Source organism: Bifidobacterium eulemuris, from assembly GCF_014898155.1.
GTDB lineage: Bacteria > Actinomycetota > Actinomycetes > Actinomycetales > Bifidobacteriaceae > Bifidobacterium > Bifidobacterium eulemuris.
This window is the reverse complement of sequence record NZ_CP062938.1, coordinates 1,898,308-1,916,580: the sequence shown is the minus strand read 5'-3', so window position 1 is coordinate 1,916,580 and position 18,273 is coordinate 1,898,308. Positions and strand designations below refer to the sequence as shown.

General features: G+C 61.4%; 15 protein-coding genes and 1 tRNA gene. 2 read left to right on the top strand and 14 right to left on the bottom strand.

Features of this window, described 5'->3' with window-relative positions; genetic code table 11:
- Nucleotides 1-243 precede the first annotated feature (243 nt).
- The 12 genes from BE0216_RS08120 to dnaK all read right to left on the bottom strand — a co-directional run bounded on the left by BE0216_RS08120 (nt 244) and on the right by dnaK (nt 11,760).
- The gene (locus tag BE0216_RS08120) at nt 244-786 is read right to left on the bottom strand and encodes a hypothetical protein (RefSeq protein ID WP_094637466.1); all 543 of its coding nucleotides are present in this window, start codon (nt 784-786) and stop codon (nt 244-246) included.
- The gene (locus BE0216_RS08115; protein ID WP_158217241.1) at nt 786-959 is read right to left on the bottom strand and encodes a hypothetical protein; all 174 of its coding nucleotides are present in this window, start codon (nt 957-959) and stop codon (nt 786-788) included. Before BE0216_RS08115 ends, BE0216_RS08120 begins: the two co-directional genes overlap by 1 nt.
- 1,110 nt (nt 960-2,069) lie before the next feature.
- Nucleotides 2,070-2,142, bottom strand: a tRNA-Ala gene (locus BE0216_RS08110).
- 133 nt (nt 2,143-2,275) lie between these two features.
- Nucleotides 2,276-3,007, bottom strand: a complete 732-nt coding sequence (locus BE0216_RS08105; RefSeq protein ID WP_094637464.1) for a DedA family protein — start codon at nt 3,005-3,007, stop codon at nt 2,276-2,278.
- A gap of 260 nt (nt 3,008-3,267) precedes the next feature.
- Nucleotides 3,268-4,302: a LacI family DNA-binding transcriptional regulator gene (locus BE0216_RS08100; protein ID WP_094637463.1), complete on the bottom strand. Its 1,035-nt coding sequence runs from the start codon at nt 4,300-4,302 to the stop codon at nt 3,268-3,270.
- 198 nt (nt 4,303-4,500) lie between these two features.
- A complete protein-coding gene (gene arfA, locus BE0216_RS08095) occupies nt 4,501-6,051 on the bottom strand; it encodes an arabinosylfuranosidase ArfA (protein ID WP_094637462.1) in 1,551 nt (516 codons plus the stop codon).
- Between the two features lie 202 nt (nt 6,052-6,253).
- Entirely contained in the window at nt 6,254-6,922 is a 669-nt protein-coding gene (locus tag BE0216_RS08090; RefSeq protein WP_094637461.1) for an HAD family hydrolase, read from the bottom strand.
- Between the two features lie 81 nt (nt 6,923-7,003).
- Complete coding sequence (locus tag BE0216_RS08085; protein ID WP_094637460.1) at nt 7,004-7,246, bottom strand: HTH domain-containing protein; 243 nt, start codon at nt 7,244-7,246, stop codon at nt 7,004-7,006.
- 221 nt (nt 7,247-7,467) lie between these two features.
- Complete coding sequence (locus BE0216_RS08080; RefSeq protein ID WP_094637459.1) at nt 7,468-8,031, bottom strand: heat shock protein transcriptional repressor HspR; 564 nt, start codon at nt 8,029-8,031, stop codon at nt 7,468-7,470.
- A 74-nt stretch (nt 8,032-8,105) separates the two neighbouring features.
- Nucleotides 8,106-9,119 (bottom strand): DnaJ C-terminal domain-containing protein, encoded by a 1,014-nt coding sequence (locus BE0216_RS08075; protein ID WP_094637458.1) that lies wholly within the window; start codon nt 9,117-9,119, stop codon nt 8,106-8,108.
- 128 nt (nt 9,120-9,247) lie between these two features.
- Entirely contained in the window at nt 9,248-9,901 is a 654-nt protein-coding gene (grpE, locus tag BE0216_RS08070) for a nucleotide exchange factor GrpE (protein WP_094637457.1), read from the bottom strand.
- On the bottom strand, nt 9,901-11,760 hold the full coding sequence (gene dnaK, locus BE0216_RS08065; RefSeq protein ID WP_094637456.1) for a molecular chaperone DnaK: 1,860 nt from the start codon (nt 11,758-11,760) through the stop codon (nt 9,901-9,903). The genes grpE and dnaK overlap by 1 nt, the downstream gene beginning before the upstream one ends.
- Nucleotides 11,761-12,142: 382 nt before the next feature.
- Here dnaK and BE0216_RS08060 point away from each other — a divergent pair, with 382 nt between their 5' ends.
- Complete coding sequence (locus tag BE0216_RS08060; protein WP_094637454.1) at nt 12,143-13,489, top strand: ATP-binding protein; 1,347 nt, start codon at nt 12,143-12,145, stop codon at nt 13,487-13,489.
- 109 nt (nt 13,490-13,598) lie between these two features.
- Here the strand turns inward: BE0216_RS08060 and BE0216_RS08055 are convergent, their stop codons facing one another.
- On the bottom strand, nt 13,599-16,157 hold the full coding sequence (locus BE0216_RS08055) for a glycoside hydrolase family 31 protein (protein ID WP_094637453.1): 2,559 nt from the start codon (nt 16,155-16,157) through the stop codon (nt 13,599-13,601).
- Between the two features lie 249 nt (nt 16,158-16,406).
- Between BE0216_RS08055 and BE0216_RS08050 the strand changes: the two genes are divergently transcribed.
- Nucleotides 16,407-17,432, top strand: coding sequence for a LacI family DNA-binding transcriptional regulator (locus BE0216_RS08050; protein WP_094637452.1), 1,026 nt, complete (start codon nt 16,407-16,409; stop codon nt 17,430-17,432).
- Nucleotides 17,433-17,467: 35 nt separating this feature from the next.
- Here BE0216_RS08050 and BE0216_RS08045 read toward each other — a convergent pair whose 3' ends face one another.
- Entirely contained in the window at nt 17,468-18,268 is an 801-nt protein-coding gene (locus tag BE0216_RS08045; protein WP_226805745.1) for an HAD family hydrolase, read from the bottom strand.
- Between the last annotated feature and the right edge of the window lie 5 nt (nt 18,269-18,273).

Genomic DNA, 18,273 nt, shown 5'->3' with positions numbered 1-18,273 from the left:
TCGTCAACCAACTCCTCCGAGCTTAGCCCGACTTCATTACGGTTGGCCAACAGAATCCGATATAAATCTAAAACCGCCGTTACTCTCGAACCGCAAAAGTATTGTTCATTCCCACCGGCCGCATCGTTCTCCACGCCGCACATGGAGTGCACACGTTATTGGCAAGTCGACTGGGAAGGATCGCGCTTGGTCACGGGGTAGTCGGTCACGCTCCTGATAGGCCCTGCGGACACATTTGATAACTCATATGGGTCGGACGAATCGACGAGCCGCTTCACACATCTTCATGAATCCCAGCGGATGTAGAACAGTGGTATGAGAGGGGATGGAACTCATCGATTCAATGAATTGACGATCTCGCGTCACAAGAATCGTTTGCATGATTCCTTCCCTATTGCTGATCTCATGGCAGGTACCGAACACGACGCCGTCCTCATGGTCCAGCGGCGGTACGTGTTCCTCCCCGACAAATCCTGTTAGAACAATGTCGACCAACTCATCATGAAACTCGCTAAGGAAAAGATCAGTTTTCCGCTCCGGCCACCCATGCTGCTTTGAAAGTTGATGTTTTACGATCTCCCGAATATGGGACGAGCTACCTAACATAAGACCATAGGGGCCAAACTGTCCGCTAATAACAGCACGGAACGAGTCGATTTCCGCCTGCAAAGGCCTGCTCGCGGCCTCAAACGTGCGTAAATCAGTTTGCTTGGCACCGGTTCCAAGAGCCAAAGCCACATCAATGTATATGTTGCAATCGAAAATGACACATACCGTGGGGCGCATCAGCTCTCCAACAGCGTCTTCAGATATGCCGAATCATCTACCCACACAGGTCGAGTATCCTCATCGAACCCTGTCATAGGGTCGATCTGCTGCTTCAGCAAATCGAAGGCGTCCTGGGGAGTCACGCGCAGACTAATCTCCATTTCGGAAGGAGCGGTCACCGGCGCAGACATTTTCTCCCCCTTTCCGCCAACAAGTTCTCCAGCGTCCACAAGCATACACTTAATTTGCTCAGTTCACCACTTCTCACCAGGCCAAGCAACTTATCCTGATTGTCGAGATAACTCACATCTAGGTTAGATATGAATGCCCTAAGAAGGAGTAGTGCTCGAATTCGGAAAATAGCGGAGCAGCGCGCAGGTTCTTTGTTCCTAGATTTCGATTGCCTTAGCGATTTACGAAGTCTTGTGACTGACTCCCGACGAAAGAAAAGCTGCAATACGCTCTGTCGGCGTTAAATCATTCACAGATACAGACGGTACCATCAGATGCAAATCACAACTCCCCGCAATCCGGTCGACCGCACCGAACCGCCATAGAAAAGCCGCCCCAATCTTTCGACAGTTTATTTGACGAGTAAACCGACGAATAATGCCTAAGATCGCCAAAACCGTGGAATTTCAACGAAAATTTATTTGACGGGTATTTGACGGGTATTTGACAGTCGCGAAATTAGCTATAAGACAGGAACGCTACGCGAATCATTAAACGACTCGGTCACTGTTGCGGCAATCGGCCCGTCATCCTGATTACACAGGCATCACGTGTTCCGCTATGCAGCAAGTCGACCGCTGATGCCGCCCACGCCTATCAAGAGACCTTTGGCATCAGCCGAACACCATAAGCAAGCAGGACGCCACAGCCGTATTTGCGTTACCGGTAGTGGATTTGGCTACCTGCAGATGTCAATCTGCGTTACCGGTAGTGCCGGTTCAGTACTACGACCATATACAGGCCTTGAAATTCCGCCAAACATACTCGACATACACGCATACAGGCACTACCCGTAACGCAGATAGACCTCCGCAAACCCCAGAATCCACTACCGGTAACGCAGATAGCCGCGTCCCGACATGCTCCCATAAGAGCAGCGCCACGCGACTGCCTTGTCTTCCGCTTGCGCAAATGGAAAGATAACGCTCATTATTGGTGTGTACCTAACCGTGTACCTATAATCACCGCCGATCGGCATTCGACGCAACTGCGGACTGCAGCGATGCGGCGGATAAGCGGCTGAAAATAATGAAAAACCCTCCGGAGGTGGAATTCCGGAGGGTCCTTCGTGGAGCTGATGGTAATCGAAACCACGACCTCTTCGATGCGAACGAAGCGCTCTACCAACTGAGCTACAGCCCCTTGGGTTGTTGCTTTGCTCCGCAAGGCAACTCACGTTACTTTAATACGACCTCTGCCCAAACGCAATTCGACGCGGCTTCCGTGTCGCGCACAGAATGCCACGTCGAATTGCGTTTGGCCAACAAAGCCGAAATTATTCGGCGGAAGCTCCCTCGCCGGCAGCGCCGGACTCGCCAGCTTCGCCGGTCGCGGCAGCGGCAGCAGCCGGCTTCTTCTTGCCGAACTTGGCCTTGAACAGACCGATGAACGTAGGCAGCAGAGACACTGCCAGAATCAGGATGATCACCAGTTCGAAGTGTTCCTGCACGGCGGGGATGCCGCCGAAGAAGTAGCCGAGCAGTGTGAACAGTGTGGACCACACGATGCCGCCCAGCACGGAGAACGGCGTGAAACGGCTCCAGCGCATGCCGGAGATGCCGGAGATGAACGGCATGAACGTGCGGATGAACGGGAAGAAGCGTCCCAGGAACACCGCAAGAGGGCCCCACTTTTCGATCATGCCTTCGGTTTTGGCGATGCGTTCGGGGGTCATGGCCTTGACTTTGCCGGACTGGATGATGCGGCGTCCGAAGAAGTGGCCGATGAAATAGTTGCACTGGTCTCCGATGATCGGCGCGAGCCACACCACCGGCAGCAACGCCATCAGCGGCAGCGCGGCCTTGCCGGTCTCATCCGGCGCGGCGAACACGCCCGCGGCGAACAGCAGGGAGTCGCCGGGCAGGAACGGGAAGAACACCACACCCGTTTCAATGAAGATGATCAGGAAGATGAAACCGAGCGTGGGCGCCACACCCATGGCGATCCAGCCGGCGATGGCGGCACGCGGATCCTTCAGCAGTTCAACGATAAAATTCACAAATCCCATGAGATTACTTAATCCTCTAAGGTACAGGTCGTATTTCCAAACCTCCCCAACCCTACCAGCAGCCAGCACTAAGCCGACAAACCCATGCAAACCTGCACAATTACAACGTCAAAGCGCCCAAGCAAACCATCAGATCCGAATGACTCCGCAGTGGCAGCAAGTCACGCCCGCCCCCAAGCAGCAAATTCTCTTGGGCAGCCCTTGACGAAAAGCTTCAACGACGGTGCTTAGAGCGCAAGCCTTGAGAAGTCGCCGTCACATCACAGCCGGGTGGAGGCGCGCTCCTCGATGCTGAAATCCGTGACGAAGTTGCGAGCGGGACCGCGATACCCTTCGATCCGCTCGATCAGCATATCGACCGCCTTCTTCGCATACTCTTCGACATGAGGATTGACGCTGGTGAGCGCGGGCACGGCGTACCGCGCTTCAGGCACGTTGTCGAAGCCGATGATCTGCATATCGTCGGGCACGCGGACGCCGCGCCGCTGCAGCTCATGCATCGCGCCCAACGCCATGGCGTCGTTCAGACAGATGATGGCATCGGGATTCAAGTCGGAATCCAGCAGTTCCGACGCGGCCCGCACGCCGCCGGACAGGTTCCATTCCATCACCGGTATGATCATCCGCCAATCCACGTCCACCCCGCAGGAGAGCAGCCCTTCCACGAATCCTTGCGTACGCAACGCCTGGGTGCCTTCGTCGGCCGACATCACGGCATCGCGGGTCCATCCCGTCGGCGCTCCGAGCATCGCGATCCGCTTGCATCCGCCGGCAACCAGACGCCTAACGGCGTGGCGGACCGCCTCGGTGTTGGGCATGGTGACGAGGTCCGCTTTGCCGTGCGTTCGGTAATCGCCCATGGCCACCACCGGGTACGGCTGTTCCAGCACCGCCCCTTCGTTCAATAGCGGGCGTTCGGTGAAGAACAGCCAACCGTCAGCTCCCAGACGGTACGTGTCTTCGATGATGGAGGGCAATCCTCCGCCGCCCTGGCCATAGGTGTTGATGATCACGCCGTACTGCCGCTCGCGCGCGTAGTCGATCACGATGTCGGCAAGGTAGGGCGCGAACGGCTGGGAGAAATCGAAGATGCCCAATCCGATCAGACGTGTGCCGCCGCCGCGCATCGCCCGCGCGGAGATGTTGACGGTGTATCCGAGCCTGTGTATGGTCTCTTCCACGCGCTGCCGGGTTTCCGGACGCATGCTGCCGGTGTTGTTGAGCACGTTGGACACCGTTTTGATGGAGACACCGGCCTCGCGGGCCACATCCTTAATCGTCACGCGCTCATTCATGCCCAACCTCCTTGTTCGCGACACCATCCGTCGATAAACCGCTATCCATTGTCGCACGCCTTCATGGGAACGGTCTCACAAGAAGCACCGCTGTATGCAGCGGAAATGGGCCGGCCGTCATATCGAGACCGGCCCACACAATACTGCGGAACCCTACAAGAACCTACAAGCCCCTAGGATCAGCGCCGCTCATACGGCTCACTTCACACGCACCGCGGTCCAGGAGACCGGGGGCAGGGTTACGCGCACGGTGCCGGATGCGGCATCGAACGCGATGGTGTCGTTGGCGTGCAGGGTCACGCGGTTCCGGTCGTCCAACGTGTTGCAGGCCAGAATGTCGTCCTCATGCAGGGTCTGGGCTTCGATTTCGGCGCTTTCGAATCCTTCGGGGAGTTTGACCTCGAATTCGGCCGGCGCCTCGAGCGAGCGGTTCACCACGAACACGTTCACCGAACCGTCCGCGCCGCGCACGGCCACCGAGTTGACGGCCGGAACCTCGCCGTAGCGCGGGGTGTCGAATGTGCCGGAGGCGAGCTTGGGCTCGAGCACGGTGCCGCCTTTGGCAAGCTGCGCGGTCAGGGAGAACGGGTAGAACGTGGTCTGACGCCAAGCCGGACCGCCCGGCTCGGTCATGATCGGCGCGATCACGTTGACCAGCTGCGCCAGGCTGGCGGCGTGCACGCGGTCGGCGTTTTTGAGCAGCGTGATCAGCAGATCGCCGAACACCACCGCGTCGGCCGCCGTGTACACGTCCTCCAGCAGACGCGGGGCCACCGGCCAGTTGCCGATGCCTTCGGGGTTCTTGCTCGGCTCCTCGTTGAGGTACCACACATTCCATTCGTCGAAGGAGATGAACACCTCATGCTTGCTTTTCAGACGCGCCTTGGTGGCGTCGATCGCGGCGGCGACGTCGTTGATGAAGCCGTCCATATCCTCGCCCGAGGCCATGAAGCTCACCATATCGCGCGAGCCGTCCTCTTGCAGTTCGGGATGATAGTAGGCGTGGCAGGAGATGAAGTCGACCAGCTCGTAGGTCTTCTGCAGCACGGTCTCCTCCCACGTGCCGAAGGTGTCCATCCCGTGGGACGACGATCCGCACACCACCAGCTCCACGTCCGGATCGAGGGAGCGCATGCCGCGCGCGACGGAGGCGGCCAGCGTGCCGTACTCTTCGGCGGTTTTATGACCGGTCTGCCAGTCGCCGTCCATCTCGTTGCCCAGGCACCACATCTTGATGCCGAACGGTTCTTCGGCGCCGTTCGCGCGGCGCTCGTCGGAAAGCTTGGTGCCGGAGGGGATGTTGGCGTATTCCAGCAGGTCGAGGGCCTCCTCAAGGCCGCGGGTGCCGAGGTTCACGGCCTCCATCAGTTCGTTGCCGCCGGCCTTATCCAGCCACTTGGCCATCTCGTGCAGGCCGAATTCGTTGGTTTCGGTGGAGTGCCAGGCCAGATCGAGGCGGCGGGGACGGCTCTCCTTGGGGCCGACGCCGTCTTCCCAACGATAGCCGGAGACGAAGTTGCCGCCGGGGTAACGGATGGCGGTGGCGCCCAGCTCCTTGACCAGATCGATCACGTCTTGGCGGAATCCGTCCTCGTCCGCGGTCGGATGGCCTGGTTCGTAGATGCCGCCGTACACGCAGCGGCCCAGATGCTCCACGAAGGAGCCGAACAGTCGGTCGTTGACCGGAGCCACTTCGAATTCATTGTCCACGACCAGGCGGGCCTGGGTCGCCTCGTTCTGTTGTGCCATCTGCGTCCTTTCAGCGATAATCTTCGTTCCGTACAACGTTGTTCTTCAACGGAAAGCGGTGCGGCATGCCCATATTCGGCTTGCCGCACCAAGGCGTTCAGTTGTTAGTACAACCTTGTACTTGTGGTGACACTCAGAGAGTACACCTCTTGCGAACAGCACGCAAGCACCATTAGTACAACGTTAGATTTTCGTTGGAGTCTCAGGCGACACGCTGACGCACGAACGCATCCAACGCGGTGGCGTCGATCCCCACATACGAAGCGATCGAGGCGAACTGCGGACCCATCGAGGTATCGTTGCGAATCCAGCCGGTCTGGGCGATCGTAGTCGCCCCGGAGGCCGCCCCCGCCCTGATGCCGGTCATGGAATCCTCCACCACCACGCAATACGGCATATCCTCCGGCGCGATGCCCAAGCGGGCGGCCGCCGTCAGATACGGCGCGGGATCGGGCTTGTGGGCCACGGGATCGTCGCCACATACATAGCCTTCGAACAATCCGCCGGTCTGGGCCATGATATTCTCGGCCATGCGGCGGGGAGAGGTGGTGACCAGCATCGAGGGCACGCCGGCATCCTTCAGCGAGCGCAGCACCTCCTGCACGCCGTCGATCCACGGCAGACGCTCGACCTCCGCATGGTACACGTAGTCCTTAAGCTGCTTGTCGATCTGCTCGACGGTGAGCGCGCAGCCTTTGGCGATCATCCGTCGGGCAACATCAGGCACGGGCGTGCCCGAGCCTTCCCATCCGTCGTTCTCGTCCCATTCGCCGCCGTTGGCGTGGGCGATCACGATCTCACCCTGATGCCAATAAGGTTCGGAGTCGATAAGAGTGCCGTCCAGATCCCAGAACACGGCTTTCAACAGCATGGTTTTCCTCCGCGCAACGCATATGCCAACACGTACCGCTCCATCTCACCAAACACGTAAGACAGGTGAGGAGGATGTCGTCTATTGCGCTTGTTTGTCGCGCCAGCGGGCAATGCAACGCTCGATGCGCTTGTATCCAATAATTTTGGGATCCAACCCGGCCTCGCGGAAAATCGCGGCGGGAGATTCCCCTTGGGCGTAACGCCGCATGCATTCCTTGCGGAAGTCCTCCGAATAGGTGATGCGGGCCGCACTGACGGACACAACAGCATCCAATGATTCCAATGCTTTTCGCGTGCGCGAGGAAAACAACTGTCGCGCCATCACCGCCCCTTATCATTCAGATGAACCGTTCGCACAGGTCAGAAAAAGAATACCCCCCCCCCCCCGGGACGTCAACGGGGCGGACAGTTTCGAGCAATCATCACGATATCAGGGGCTGGTTATGATCGCCGCAATGTCTGGCTTGAAGGATTCGCTTTATCCCTTATGGCATAAACACGGAGTTTTTCGGGAATTCCGGCCCGTGTCAGAGCGAAAAGATATCAGCGCCAGCCCCAAATGACCACGGATTTGGAGTCGTCCACGTCGTTCTCCTCATACGGCTCGTGGCGGGAAGGAAGCGCCCGCGCATCCTGCCGTATCGCCCGACGCCACATGCGGGCGCTGTTGGACCGCTGCACTTCGACGATGTCGCCGTCACGGCCCGCGGCGAATACGCTGTCCTCGCCAGCGGCCTGCAGTCTGCGGTTCTGCCGACGCAGTTGGCGGTTCTCCTCCTGAAGTTCCAGAATGCGTGTGATGCCGGCCACGTTGATGCCTTCATCCTGGCTGAGCCTCTGGGCTTGCGCCAAGCGGGCGATGTCGCGCAGGCAGTAGCGCCGCGCGCCGCCTTCGGTGCGCTGTGGCACCACCAGTCCCACACGGTCGTATTGCCGCAGGGTTTGGGGATGCACGCCGGCCAGTTCGGCGGCCTGCCCGACGGAGAAGATGGGCAGGGAGACGTCGAAACCGACCTCGTCGGCACCGTCCAAATCGGCACGGCCCATGACGAGGGCCGTCGCGCACATCGCGTACAGCTGACGCATCTGTTGTATCGGTCGCGCCATCTTCGACCCTCCTTGCTGGTGTTGTTATGCGGGCGGCCCCTCGGCGAGGGAACCGCCCGCATGGTGTGGTGTCGTTATCGACCCAGGGTGTCGGCGAAGTCGCCGGATTCCTTGTCGAATTCCTTAGCCGCGCGTTTGAGGCCCAAGCCCGGTTTGGCCGGAACATGGATCTCGACACGGCCGATCAGATCGCCGGACCGGTTGCCGGACCGCACGCCTTTGCCCGGGATCGTCACTTCGCTGCCGCTGGACGAGCCGGCGGGCACTTTGAAGGTGACGGGATTGCCGTCGATGTCCGAAACCTCGATTTTCGCTCCGGCCACCGCCTCGCCCACGGTGACGGGCAAGACCATGACGATGTCGTCGCCGCGCATCGAGAACCGCGGATCGGCTTTGACGGACACATTCAGATACAGATCGCCGGTTTTGCCGCCATTGCGGCCGGGCTTGCCCTTGCCGGAGAGTTTGATCTTCTGGCCGTCCTTGACGCCTGCGGGCACATGCGCCTTGAACTTCTTGCCATCGACGGACAGGCTGACGGTCGCGCCCTTCACCGCCTGGCGGAAAGTCAGGCTGATCTGCGAGTTGCGGTCCTCGCCATCCTCGGGCCGCGGCGTCTGCTCGTAGCCGTACTGCGCGCCCGCGCCGTACGGGGAGCCGCCTTGACCGGCTCCGGCCGCGCCTCCGAACATCGAGAAGATGTCGTTGAGGTTCGGCTGTCCGCCGCCCTGCGTCTGGAAGCGGACGCGCGAACCGTTGCCGCCCATGCCGCCGCCGAACATCGATCCGAAGATGTCGGAGAAGCCGGCGCCATCGAATCCGCCCGCACCGCCGCCGGCGAAACGCGCGCCGCCCATGCCGAACTGGCGGATGGCGTCGTACTTCTGACGTTGGTCCTTATTGCTCAACACGTCGTAGGCTTCGGAGATGTCTTTGAATTTCTCCTCGGCTTCCTTGGTTTTGTTGAGGTCGGGATGGTATTGACGGGCCAGCTTGCGGTAGGCCTTGGTGATGTCGGATTCCGAGGCGTCCTTGGAGACACCGAGGACCTTGTAGAAATCCTTGGTCAACCATTCATTCTCAGCCATCACTGCCTCCTTTCGTTATAAGTCATTGTTTTCCAGTCCTGTCATCCTGAGCGGAGGCGCAAGAATCTCGAGAGATTCCTCGACTCCGCTCGGAATGACAGGATGCCTCGCTCGGATGACGAGCACAATCAGTTCTGGGGTGAGGCGACGACGACGCGGGCGGCGCGGATCACACGGTCGCCGATGCGGTAGCCGGCCTCCACCACGGTGTCGACGGTCTCCTTCTCGGCCTGCGCGTCCGGCTTGTGCAGGATCGCGTCATGCTTGGTCGGGTCGAAGTCCTCGCCTTTTTCGCCGAACTTCTCCACGCCGAACTTCTCGAAGGCTTTGTCGAACTTGGCGGCGACGGCCTTGAAGGAGTCGTCCATCTCGCCGTGCTCGCGGATGCGGTCGATATCGTCGAGTGCAGGCAGCAGGGCGGTGAGCACGTCGATGATGCCGTGCTGGCGGAAACGCTCCTGCTCCTTCTGCGCGCGGTTGCGGAAGTTGATGAACTCCGCGCGCTCGCGCTGCAAGGCCTCCAAGTATTCCGCGGCCTCCTGCTTGGCTTTGCCCAGCGGGGTCAGGGTATCGTCGGCGGATTCTCCGTCGCCGGCCTTCGTGTCCGCCGCTTCGTTCTCCGCGCCCTCAGCGGGAGCCTCGGCGGCGTCCGCCGGAGCCGGACCGGCCGCCTGGTCCGCGTTGTCGGCGGGCTGGTCGGCGGGCTGGTCGGCGGCCTGATCGGCGGCCTGATCGGCGTCCGGCAGATCGTTCAGATAGTCGTCCTTGTTGAACTCAGACATCACTTGTTGTCCTCGTCGTCCACGACCTCGGCTTCGACGGTGTCGTCGTCGGAGCCGGCACCCGCGGCACCGGCGGCGCCATCGGCGGTCGCACCTTCGGCACCCTGCTGGGCGTAGAGGGCCTGGCCGATCTTCTGGGCGGATTCCATCAGGGAGGTCTGGGCGGTCTTGACGGCCTCGATGTCCTCGCCCTTCAGGGATTCCTTCAGAGCTTCGACCTTCTCGGTCACTTCCTTGACCACGTCATCGGAAAGCTTGTCCTTGTTGTCGTTGACGAGCTTTTCGGTGGAGTAGGCGAACGCCTCGGCCTGGTTGCGGGTTTCGGCCTCCTCCTTGCGCTTCTTGTCCTCGGCTTCGTGCGCCTCGGCTTCCTTGACCATGCGGTCGATCTCGTCCTTCGGCAGGCCGGAACCGCCGGTGATGGTCATGGACTGCTCCTTGCCGGTGCCCTTGTCCTTGGCGGAGACGTGCACGATGCCGTTGGCGTCGATATCGAAGGTGACCTCGATCTGCGGCACGCCACGCGGAGCCGGAGCGATGCCGGTCAGCTCGAAGGTGCCCAGCGGCTTGTTGTCGCGCGCGAACTCGCGCTCGCCCTGATAGACCTGGATAAGCACGGAGGGCTGGTTGTCCTCGGCGGTGGAGAACACCTCGCTGCGCTTGGTCGGGATGGCGGTGTTGCGGTCGATGAGCTTGGTCATGATGCCGCCCTTGGTCTCGATGCCCAGCGACAGCGGGGTCACGTCGATCAGCAGCACATCCTTGCGGTCGCCCTTGATGACGCCGGACTGCACGGCGGCGCCCACGGCCACGACCTCATCCGGGTTCACGGACTGGTTCGGCTCCTTGCCGCCGGTGAGCTCCTTGACGAGCTCCTTGACGGCGGGCATACGGGTGGAGCCGCCGACCAGCACCACGTGGTCGATATCGCCCACGGAGATGCCGGCGTCGCGCAGCACGTTGTTGAACGGCGTGCGGCAGCGGCCCAGCAGGTCGGAGGTCATCTCCTCGAAGCGGGCGCGGGAGAGCTGCTCGTCGAGGTGCACCGGAGTGCCGTCGGGGGTCATGGCCAGATACTGCATGGAGATGGAGGTTGAGGTCGAGGAGGAGAGCTCCTTCTTGGCCTGCTCGGCGGCTTCCTTCAGACGCTGCAGGGCGATCTTGTCCTTGGCCAGGTCGACGCCGTACTTGTTCTTGACTTCGCCGACGAGCCAGTCGATGATCTTCTGGTCCCAATCGTCGCCGCCCAGGTGGTTGTCGCCGTTGGTGGCCTGCACCTGGATGGTGGAGAAGCCGTCGTCGTCCTTGCCGATCTCCAGCAGGGAGACGTCGAAGGTGCCGCCGCCGAGATCGAAGACCAGGATGCGCTCGTCCTCCTTGCCCTTCTCCAGACCGTAGGCGAGGGCCGCGGCGGTGGGCTCGTTGATGATGCGCAGCACGTTGAGGCCGGCGATGGTGCCGGCGTCCTTGGTGGCCTGACGCTGGGCGTCGTTGAAGTACGCCGGGCAGGTGATGACCGCGTCGGTGACGGGCTCGCCCAGGTAGGCTTCGGCGTCGCGCTTGAGCTTCATCAGCACCTGCGCGGAGATCTCCTGCGGGGTCCACTTCTTGCCGTCGATGTCGACGGTCCAGTCGGTGCCCATGTGGCGCTTGACGGAGGAGATGGTGCGGTCGACGTTGGTGACGGCCTGACGCTTGGCCACCTCGCCGACGAGGATTTCACCGGACTTGCTGAACGCCACCACGGACGGGGTGGTGCGCATGCCTTCGGCGTTGACGATAACGGTGGGCTCGCCGCCTTCCAGCGTTGCGATGCAGGAATTGGTGGTACCCAGATCGATGCCAACTGCACGTGCCATAATGTGTGCTCCTTATATTGTGCGCCCCGGCTCGCCCGCGGCGCGTTGTTGTTTCACGGTTTCCCGCTCACGTTTCCTCTTCGGGCTTCCGGCCTCTCTTGCGATCCGCCATCCGACCCGTTCCAAAACTTGAGCCTACACCACTCAACTTTACCACGTCAACTTTTATTCCCACATCCACACAAAAAAGTTGAGCCGCAGCAACGCAAGTTCGCGTCGCCACAGCTCGACAGTAACCCGACAGACCCTCATGTACACGAAATCACATAAATTCGTGTACACCATGTACACGTTTTCACCTAATTTCGTGTACACCATGTACACGAAATGATACAATTTCGTGTACACGACGGGATTGCAATCCCATGCGGAAGGAGCGGAAATGGACTATATGCCGCGCAAACTCGCGCAAACCATTGAGACTTGGGCAACTTCGGGAGACACGCACCCACTGCTCATCCGCGGAGCTCGTCGAACCGGCAAGACCTCCATGGTGAGGCATCTCGCCCACACGCTCTTTCATGATGACGTCATCGAATTGGATTTCCAGACCGATCTCAGCACCATCGAACGCATCTTCGCCGTGCCAACCAACGACACGGATGCCATCGTCGCCCGCATACAGGAGTATTCGGGACGTATCGCAACCCCCGGCAAAACACTTATTTTCCTCGACGAAATCCAACTCAGCGAGCGCGCCTTGAATGCGTTGCGCTTCTTCTCCGGCTCGCAATGGCGAATCATCGCGACCGGAAGTCTGCTTGGCGTCACCATCAAGAAACGCACGCTGCCATTCCCCTCCGGAGTGCGTCAGCTCGAGCTGATGCCGCTTGATTTCGAGGAATTCCTGTGGGCGCTCGACGAAACCCACCTGGCCGATTCCATACGAGACCACGCGGCCAACCCGCGCTCGTTCATCCTGCACGACAAGGCTTTGGATCTGTATCGACGCTATCTCGTCATCGGCGGCATGCCCAAAGTCGTGGACGTCTACCGCTCCACGCATTCCTTCGAAGCGGTGGCGCAGGAGCAGCAGGAAATCAACGACACCTACGTGAACGATATGACGGATCCCGACAACGGCATCAGCGGGGTTTCCGCCAAACGGATTTGGGACAGCCTGCCGAAGCAGCTTCTTCGTTCTTCGACCAAGAAGTTCAAATATTCCGAAGTGGTCCGCGGAGGCCGCCGCGAGCGTCTTCTCGAACCGCTCGAATGGCTGGAGGCGGCCGGCATCGTCAGCCGCAACGACATGACGCAGGACAGTACGCCGCCGCTGACCGAATACACCGACGAGGAAGGAAGCTACTTCAAAATCTACATGGCCGACACCGGTCTCATGTTCTCCAAGTTCGGAATCAAAGCCGAGGTGTTCCTCAACCCGCAGACCGCGCAATTACTGTCTTCGGACTTCCGCGGCGCTTTGGCGGAGAACTATGTCATGCAGACCCTCAAAGCGGCCGGATTGAAGACGTTGTATTGGACGCCGAAGGGCAAGGAACGCGGAGAATTGGATTTCGTATTCCAGAACGACATGGCCGAAGCCATCCCTATCGAGGTGAAATCCGCGCGGAATGTCACGGCGAAGAGCTTGGCCAGATTCGTCCGCGAAGGCCACTCCCCTGTGGCGTACCGCCTTTCCGAACGGGACTTTGGCGTCGACGTCGTTTCCGGAACGGACGTGCCGCTCCACAGCCTGCCCCTGTACGCCGCCTTCGCCATCACATAAGGAAAGGCATACGCGACGCTACACCAATACGCCGTGTGGGGCGGTCTTCGATGACGCCCGGTGAACCGAACGAACACCGATGCGTCATCGAATTCCGATTCCGACGCGGCTATGAACGCAGCAGAATCTCCTCAAGAGCGCAGATCACGCCCTCGGGCATATGCGACTGCCAGAAGTCGCCTTCGCCGCGCTTGTCGCGTTCCAAGGCGCGCAGGCCCGCGAGCGCGCCCACACCGAGACGATCGACCATCTCCATGGCCTTGCCTTTGGTGAGGAACAGCATCTGCGCGCTGTTGAGCACTGCGAAAGCGTCGTCATGCACCGGATTGTCGGCCAACAGCGTCGTGCCGCCATCGGCGGGGGTGAACGTGATGACGACGCGCGCGGTGACGGGGATCGCGGGCAGCGTCACGCTGGCGCTCAGCGTCGCGCGATCGTAGAAGACCTCGACGTCGGTGTCGACGCCGTCCACCGCGACCCTGCAGGCCACCGGGGAGACGCCACGCAACACGACGGTCCATTCGCGCTTTTCCGGCACAGATGAGGTTTCGCCACGCACAGGTTCGATGGCGAATGTGCAGCCAGAACCATCCGCGTTCCAAGCCAGACGCATATCGGTTTGGGCGAGGCCCGCTTCGCGTGCGGCGGACTCGAGATCCTCGGCCTTTGTGAAGCGCCCGGCGTCCTCGCATAGCGTGAACGCGCCGTCCGCTCCGGGGAACGCCACCACATGCATGGCATACGGGTTGGCGACATCGTTGCAACGCGTGCCGGCTTCGATCGGGTCGGCCGCACCGCCCAGCGGCTGCATCGGCACGATCGCACCGGCTTTGGCGAACACAGGGATGCGGTCGAGCTCGCGCCATACGGACAGACGGCGACCGTTCTCGTCGGCGGAGACGTATCGGCGGCCGTCGAAGAAGTCGAACCATTCGCCTTGAGGCAGCCATACGTCCGCTTTCGCGCGGCGCACGTCGGCATCGGCGGGGTCCACGATGGGCGCGACCAGCAGTTCGCTGCCGAAGCGGAATTCGTTGCGGTAATCGTAGGCGCTGTCGTTGTTGGGCGCCTCCCAGTACATCGGCTGCACGATGGGTTCGCCTGCGAAGGCCGCGCGCCAGTTCATCGTGTACAGGTACGGGAGCAGCTCGTGGCGCAGGCGCAGGGCCTTGTTCATCGCCTCACGCGTGTTGCCGTCGAAGTTCCACGGCTCCTTGCCGTTGAATGGCGAGTCGGTGGAGTGCAGGCGGTTGATGGGACTGAACACGCCCAGCTGATACCAGCGCGCCTCGAGTTCGTCGTCGCGGTAGCCGAACATATGGCCGCCGATGTCGTGGCTCCACCAGCCGTAGCCGATATTCGAGGCGGTGGCGGTGAACTCGGGCTGGAATTTCAACGATTCCCAGGTCACCACGGTGTCCCCCGAGAAACCGACCGGGTAGCGGTGCGAACCTGGGCCGGCGTAGCGGGAGAAGGTGAGCGGCCAGCGACCGCCGCGCCCGGAATCCAGGTAATGCAGGTGGTTGAGCATCCACAGCGGGTCGAGACCGGGCATGCGGGTCACGCCACCCTGCTGCCAGTCCAGCCACCAGAAGTCGACGCCTTCGCCTTCCAGCCCATGATGCATGGCGAAGTAGGCTTCCATGAACTTCGGGCTGGTCAGATCGAATTCCACCGGCTCGCCCGCCTCGGCGTTCACGCCCATGGCGGCGGCCATGTCGGCGTATGGTTTTTCGAAGGCGCGCACGCCGTCGCGCGGATGCACGTTGAGCGTGGTTTTCATACCGCGACGGCGCAGCTCGCTCAGGAACCGCTCCGGATCGGGGAAGAATTCGGGATTCCATGTGTATCCGGTCCAACCGGAGCCGTACTTGGGGTCGACGGCATCGACCAGGTGCCAGTCCATATCGATGACGGCGGTGGTGAACGGCAGTTTCTCAGCTTCGAAACGGTCCATCAGGTCGAGGTATTCCGTCTCGGTGTAGCGATGGTAGCGGCTCCACCAGTTGCCCAACGCGAAGCGCGGCAACAACGGCGTCGGTCCGGTCAGACGATAGAGATCGCGCACGGCATCCTTGAACCGCAGACCATGGCCGAAGAAGTAGAGATCGGTCTCTTCATGACAGCGCGGCGCGACCCACATCCCGAACGGATTAGGTTCGCCGTTCACCCGTTCTGCGTCCACGACCACGTTCGAGGCGGAGTCGTCGATCACGGCCCACCCGTCGAGAGAGCATACGCCGAGCCCCATGTCGGTGCGGCCGTCGACCTCGTCCAAGGTACGGGCGGTGCCGCCCAGATTGCCGTGAGGTTCATCGCCGTAATGCCAGGTGTTGCGCTGCGAGCGCGGCACGCCTTTGACCACGACGCTCAGGCCCTCCTTGCTGAAAGGCCTGCGATCGTAGGTCAGCCGCAGGGCTTCGGTTTCGACGATAAGCAGTCCGTCTCGCTCGTCGACCGTGAATCGGGGCGCCTCCCCTCCGAAATCACGATTGAACGCCATCTGAGTGGCGTTGTCCTCGAACTCGCCGATGTCGGACCATTCGAGACGCAGCAGCGAGTCGGACAGCACGCCGACGCGCCAATGTTCGCCTTTCAGCGTGGCCGCCTCGTCCATCTTCGGGCGCATGGCGGGAGTGAACGTGGCTGCGGATACGGACGAAGTCATGATATGCCCTTCTAACCAGGAACCGGCCTGAGCGAGCGTCGCGACGCACGGCCGATTCTCAACGTGAACAGTGGATGCCGCCTGGAACATCATCGTAACGGCATCCACTTATCTAGATTATTATTTGCCGGATCCGACGTCACCACCGGCGCGACGCCCGCGAGCCGAACGTCCGCACGACCTTGCGAACGTATGCAGCGGAATGCAGTAGAATGAGCGCAGCATAGACGACGGCGTTCGGGAGGCGATATGGCACGAGCTGACATCCATGAGGTGGCCAAAGCGGCCGGCGTATCCATTTCGACGGTCTCCCGCGCCTTCACGCGGCCGGACATGGTCTCCGAGAAAACCCGGCGCAAGGTGCTCGAAGCAGCGAACCGATTGGAGTTCACGATCTCCCGTTCGGCCGGCTCTCTGAAGACCGGACAGGCGAACCGCGTGGCCCTGCTGATGAACGACACGATCACCAGCTGGTTCAACGTGCAGGTGTTCGCGGGGCTCAACGCGACGCTGCGCGACGAAGGCTACGACATCGCAGTGTACGACCATATCGACACGGCCGAGACCCGTCGCGAGTTCTTCGACACCATGCCCGTGCGGCATAACGTGGACGCGGTGTTCGTGGCCTCGATCGCCATCGACCCGAACGAGGTCGGGCAGCTCAAAAGCATGCATGTGCCGCTGATCGGCATCAACACCTCGGCCTCCGACAGTCTCGACGCCTCGATCCGCATCGACGACGAGGAGGGCATGTTCACGGCCACGCAGCATCTCATCGGTTTGGGGCACCGCCGCATCGTCTACGTGTGCTCCGCGGCCGCCGTCTCGTTGGACGCCAGCGTCGACGCCCGCGGCCGCGGGTTCATCCGCGCCTGCGAGTCGGCGGTGGAGGCGGGCCGCGACTTGGACTGGCAGACGATTACCGTGCCGCGCGGCCCGGAGTTCATCGACTCCGCGCTGGCCGAACTGCTGGCGCTCGACCGCTTTCCCGACGCGATCTGCTGTCAGATGGACATGCTCGCCATCCCTCTGGTCACCAGGCTGGCCCGATACGGGCACCGCGTGCCGCAGGACTATTCGATCATCGGCTTTGACGACATGCAGAACGCGGATTGGGTGAACCTCACCACCATGAGGCAGAATCCGCAGGACATGGGCCGTGACGCCGCGCACAAGGCACTGGCTCTTATGCGCGGCGAGACGCTCGACCAACCGCATGAGATCATCAGGCCGCGCCTGGTGCTGCGCGGCACCGACGCCCCGTTCCCGCGCTGACCGGAGATACCCCGGGCGGCCGCGCCGGCCGAAGCCTAGCCGAGGAGGAAAGCGAGCAGGGCGTCGTAGTCGGGATGATCGAGCGACAGCACGGCCTCCTCGGAACGCTGCGGATCATGTTCGGGCGAGATGCCCGAATTGATGTACACGCCGTCGATGCCGGCGTTCTTCGCGCCGATGATGTCGCACCGCTCGTCGTTGCCGATCATCACCGCACGGTCGGGGGTCGCGCCCACACGTTCCAGCGCTCGGCGGAAGATCTCGGGATGAGGTTTCTTGATGCCTTCCTCGCTGGAGATCACGATGGCGTCGAACAGCACGTCCAGCCCGAGCATCTCCAATTCCGGCACGGTATAGCAGGATTGCGCGTTGGTGACGAGCACCGTGCGCATGCCGGCCCCGCGCAGGTTCCTCAGCATCTCCAGCGCCCCTGGATACAGTCCGATATGACGGGTGCTGGCCTTGCGGAACACCCATGCGGCGCGCAGCGCCATCTCGTCGGCCTGGGCCTGCCAGACGGCGGGGATGCGCCCCTGCGGCGCCGCCACGGCGAACAGCGAGCGATATCCCTCGCCGCGGTTCGGCTCGACGCACTCGTCCGGGCAATCCTCGACGCCGGCCTCGCGCACGCGTTCGGCGGCGCGGCGCTGTTCGAGGATCAGCGCCTGGTCGAGCAGGTCGCGCAGGAACCATTGGTCGTCGTAGTGCACACCCATGCCCGAATCGTTGAGGAACCCGCGGAACTTCTCCCACGCCTTCTTGTCGTATTCGTCGGTGCGGATGTCGACCAGCGTGCCGTAGAGATCGAAGCACGCCACATCGTATCGTCTGTCCATCGTCA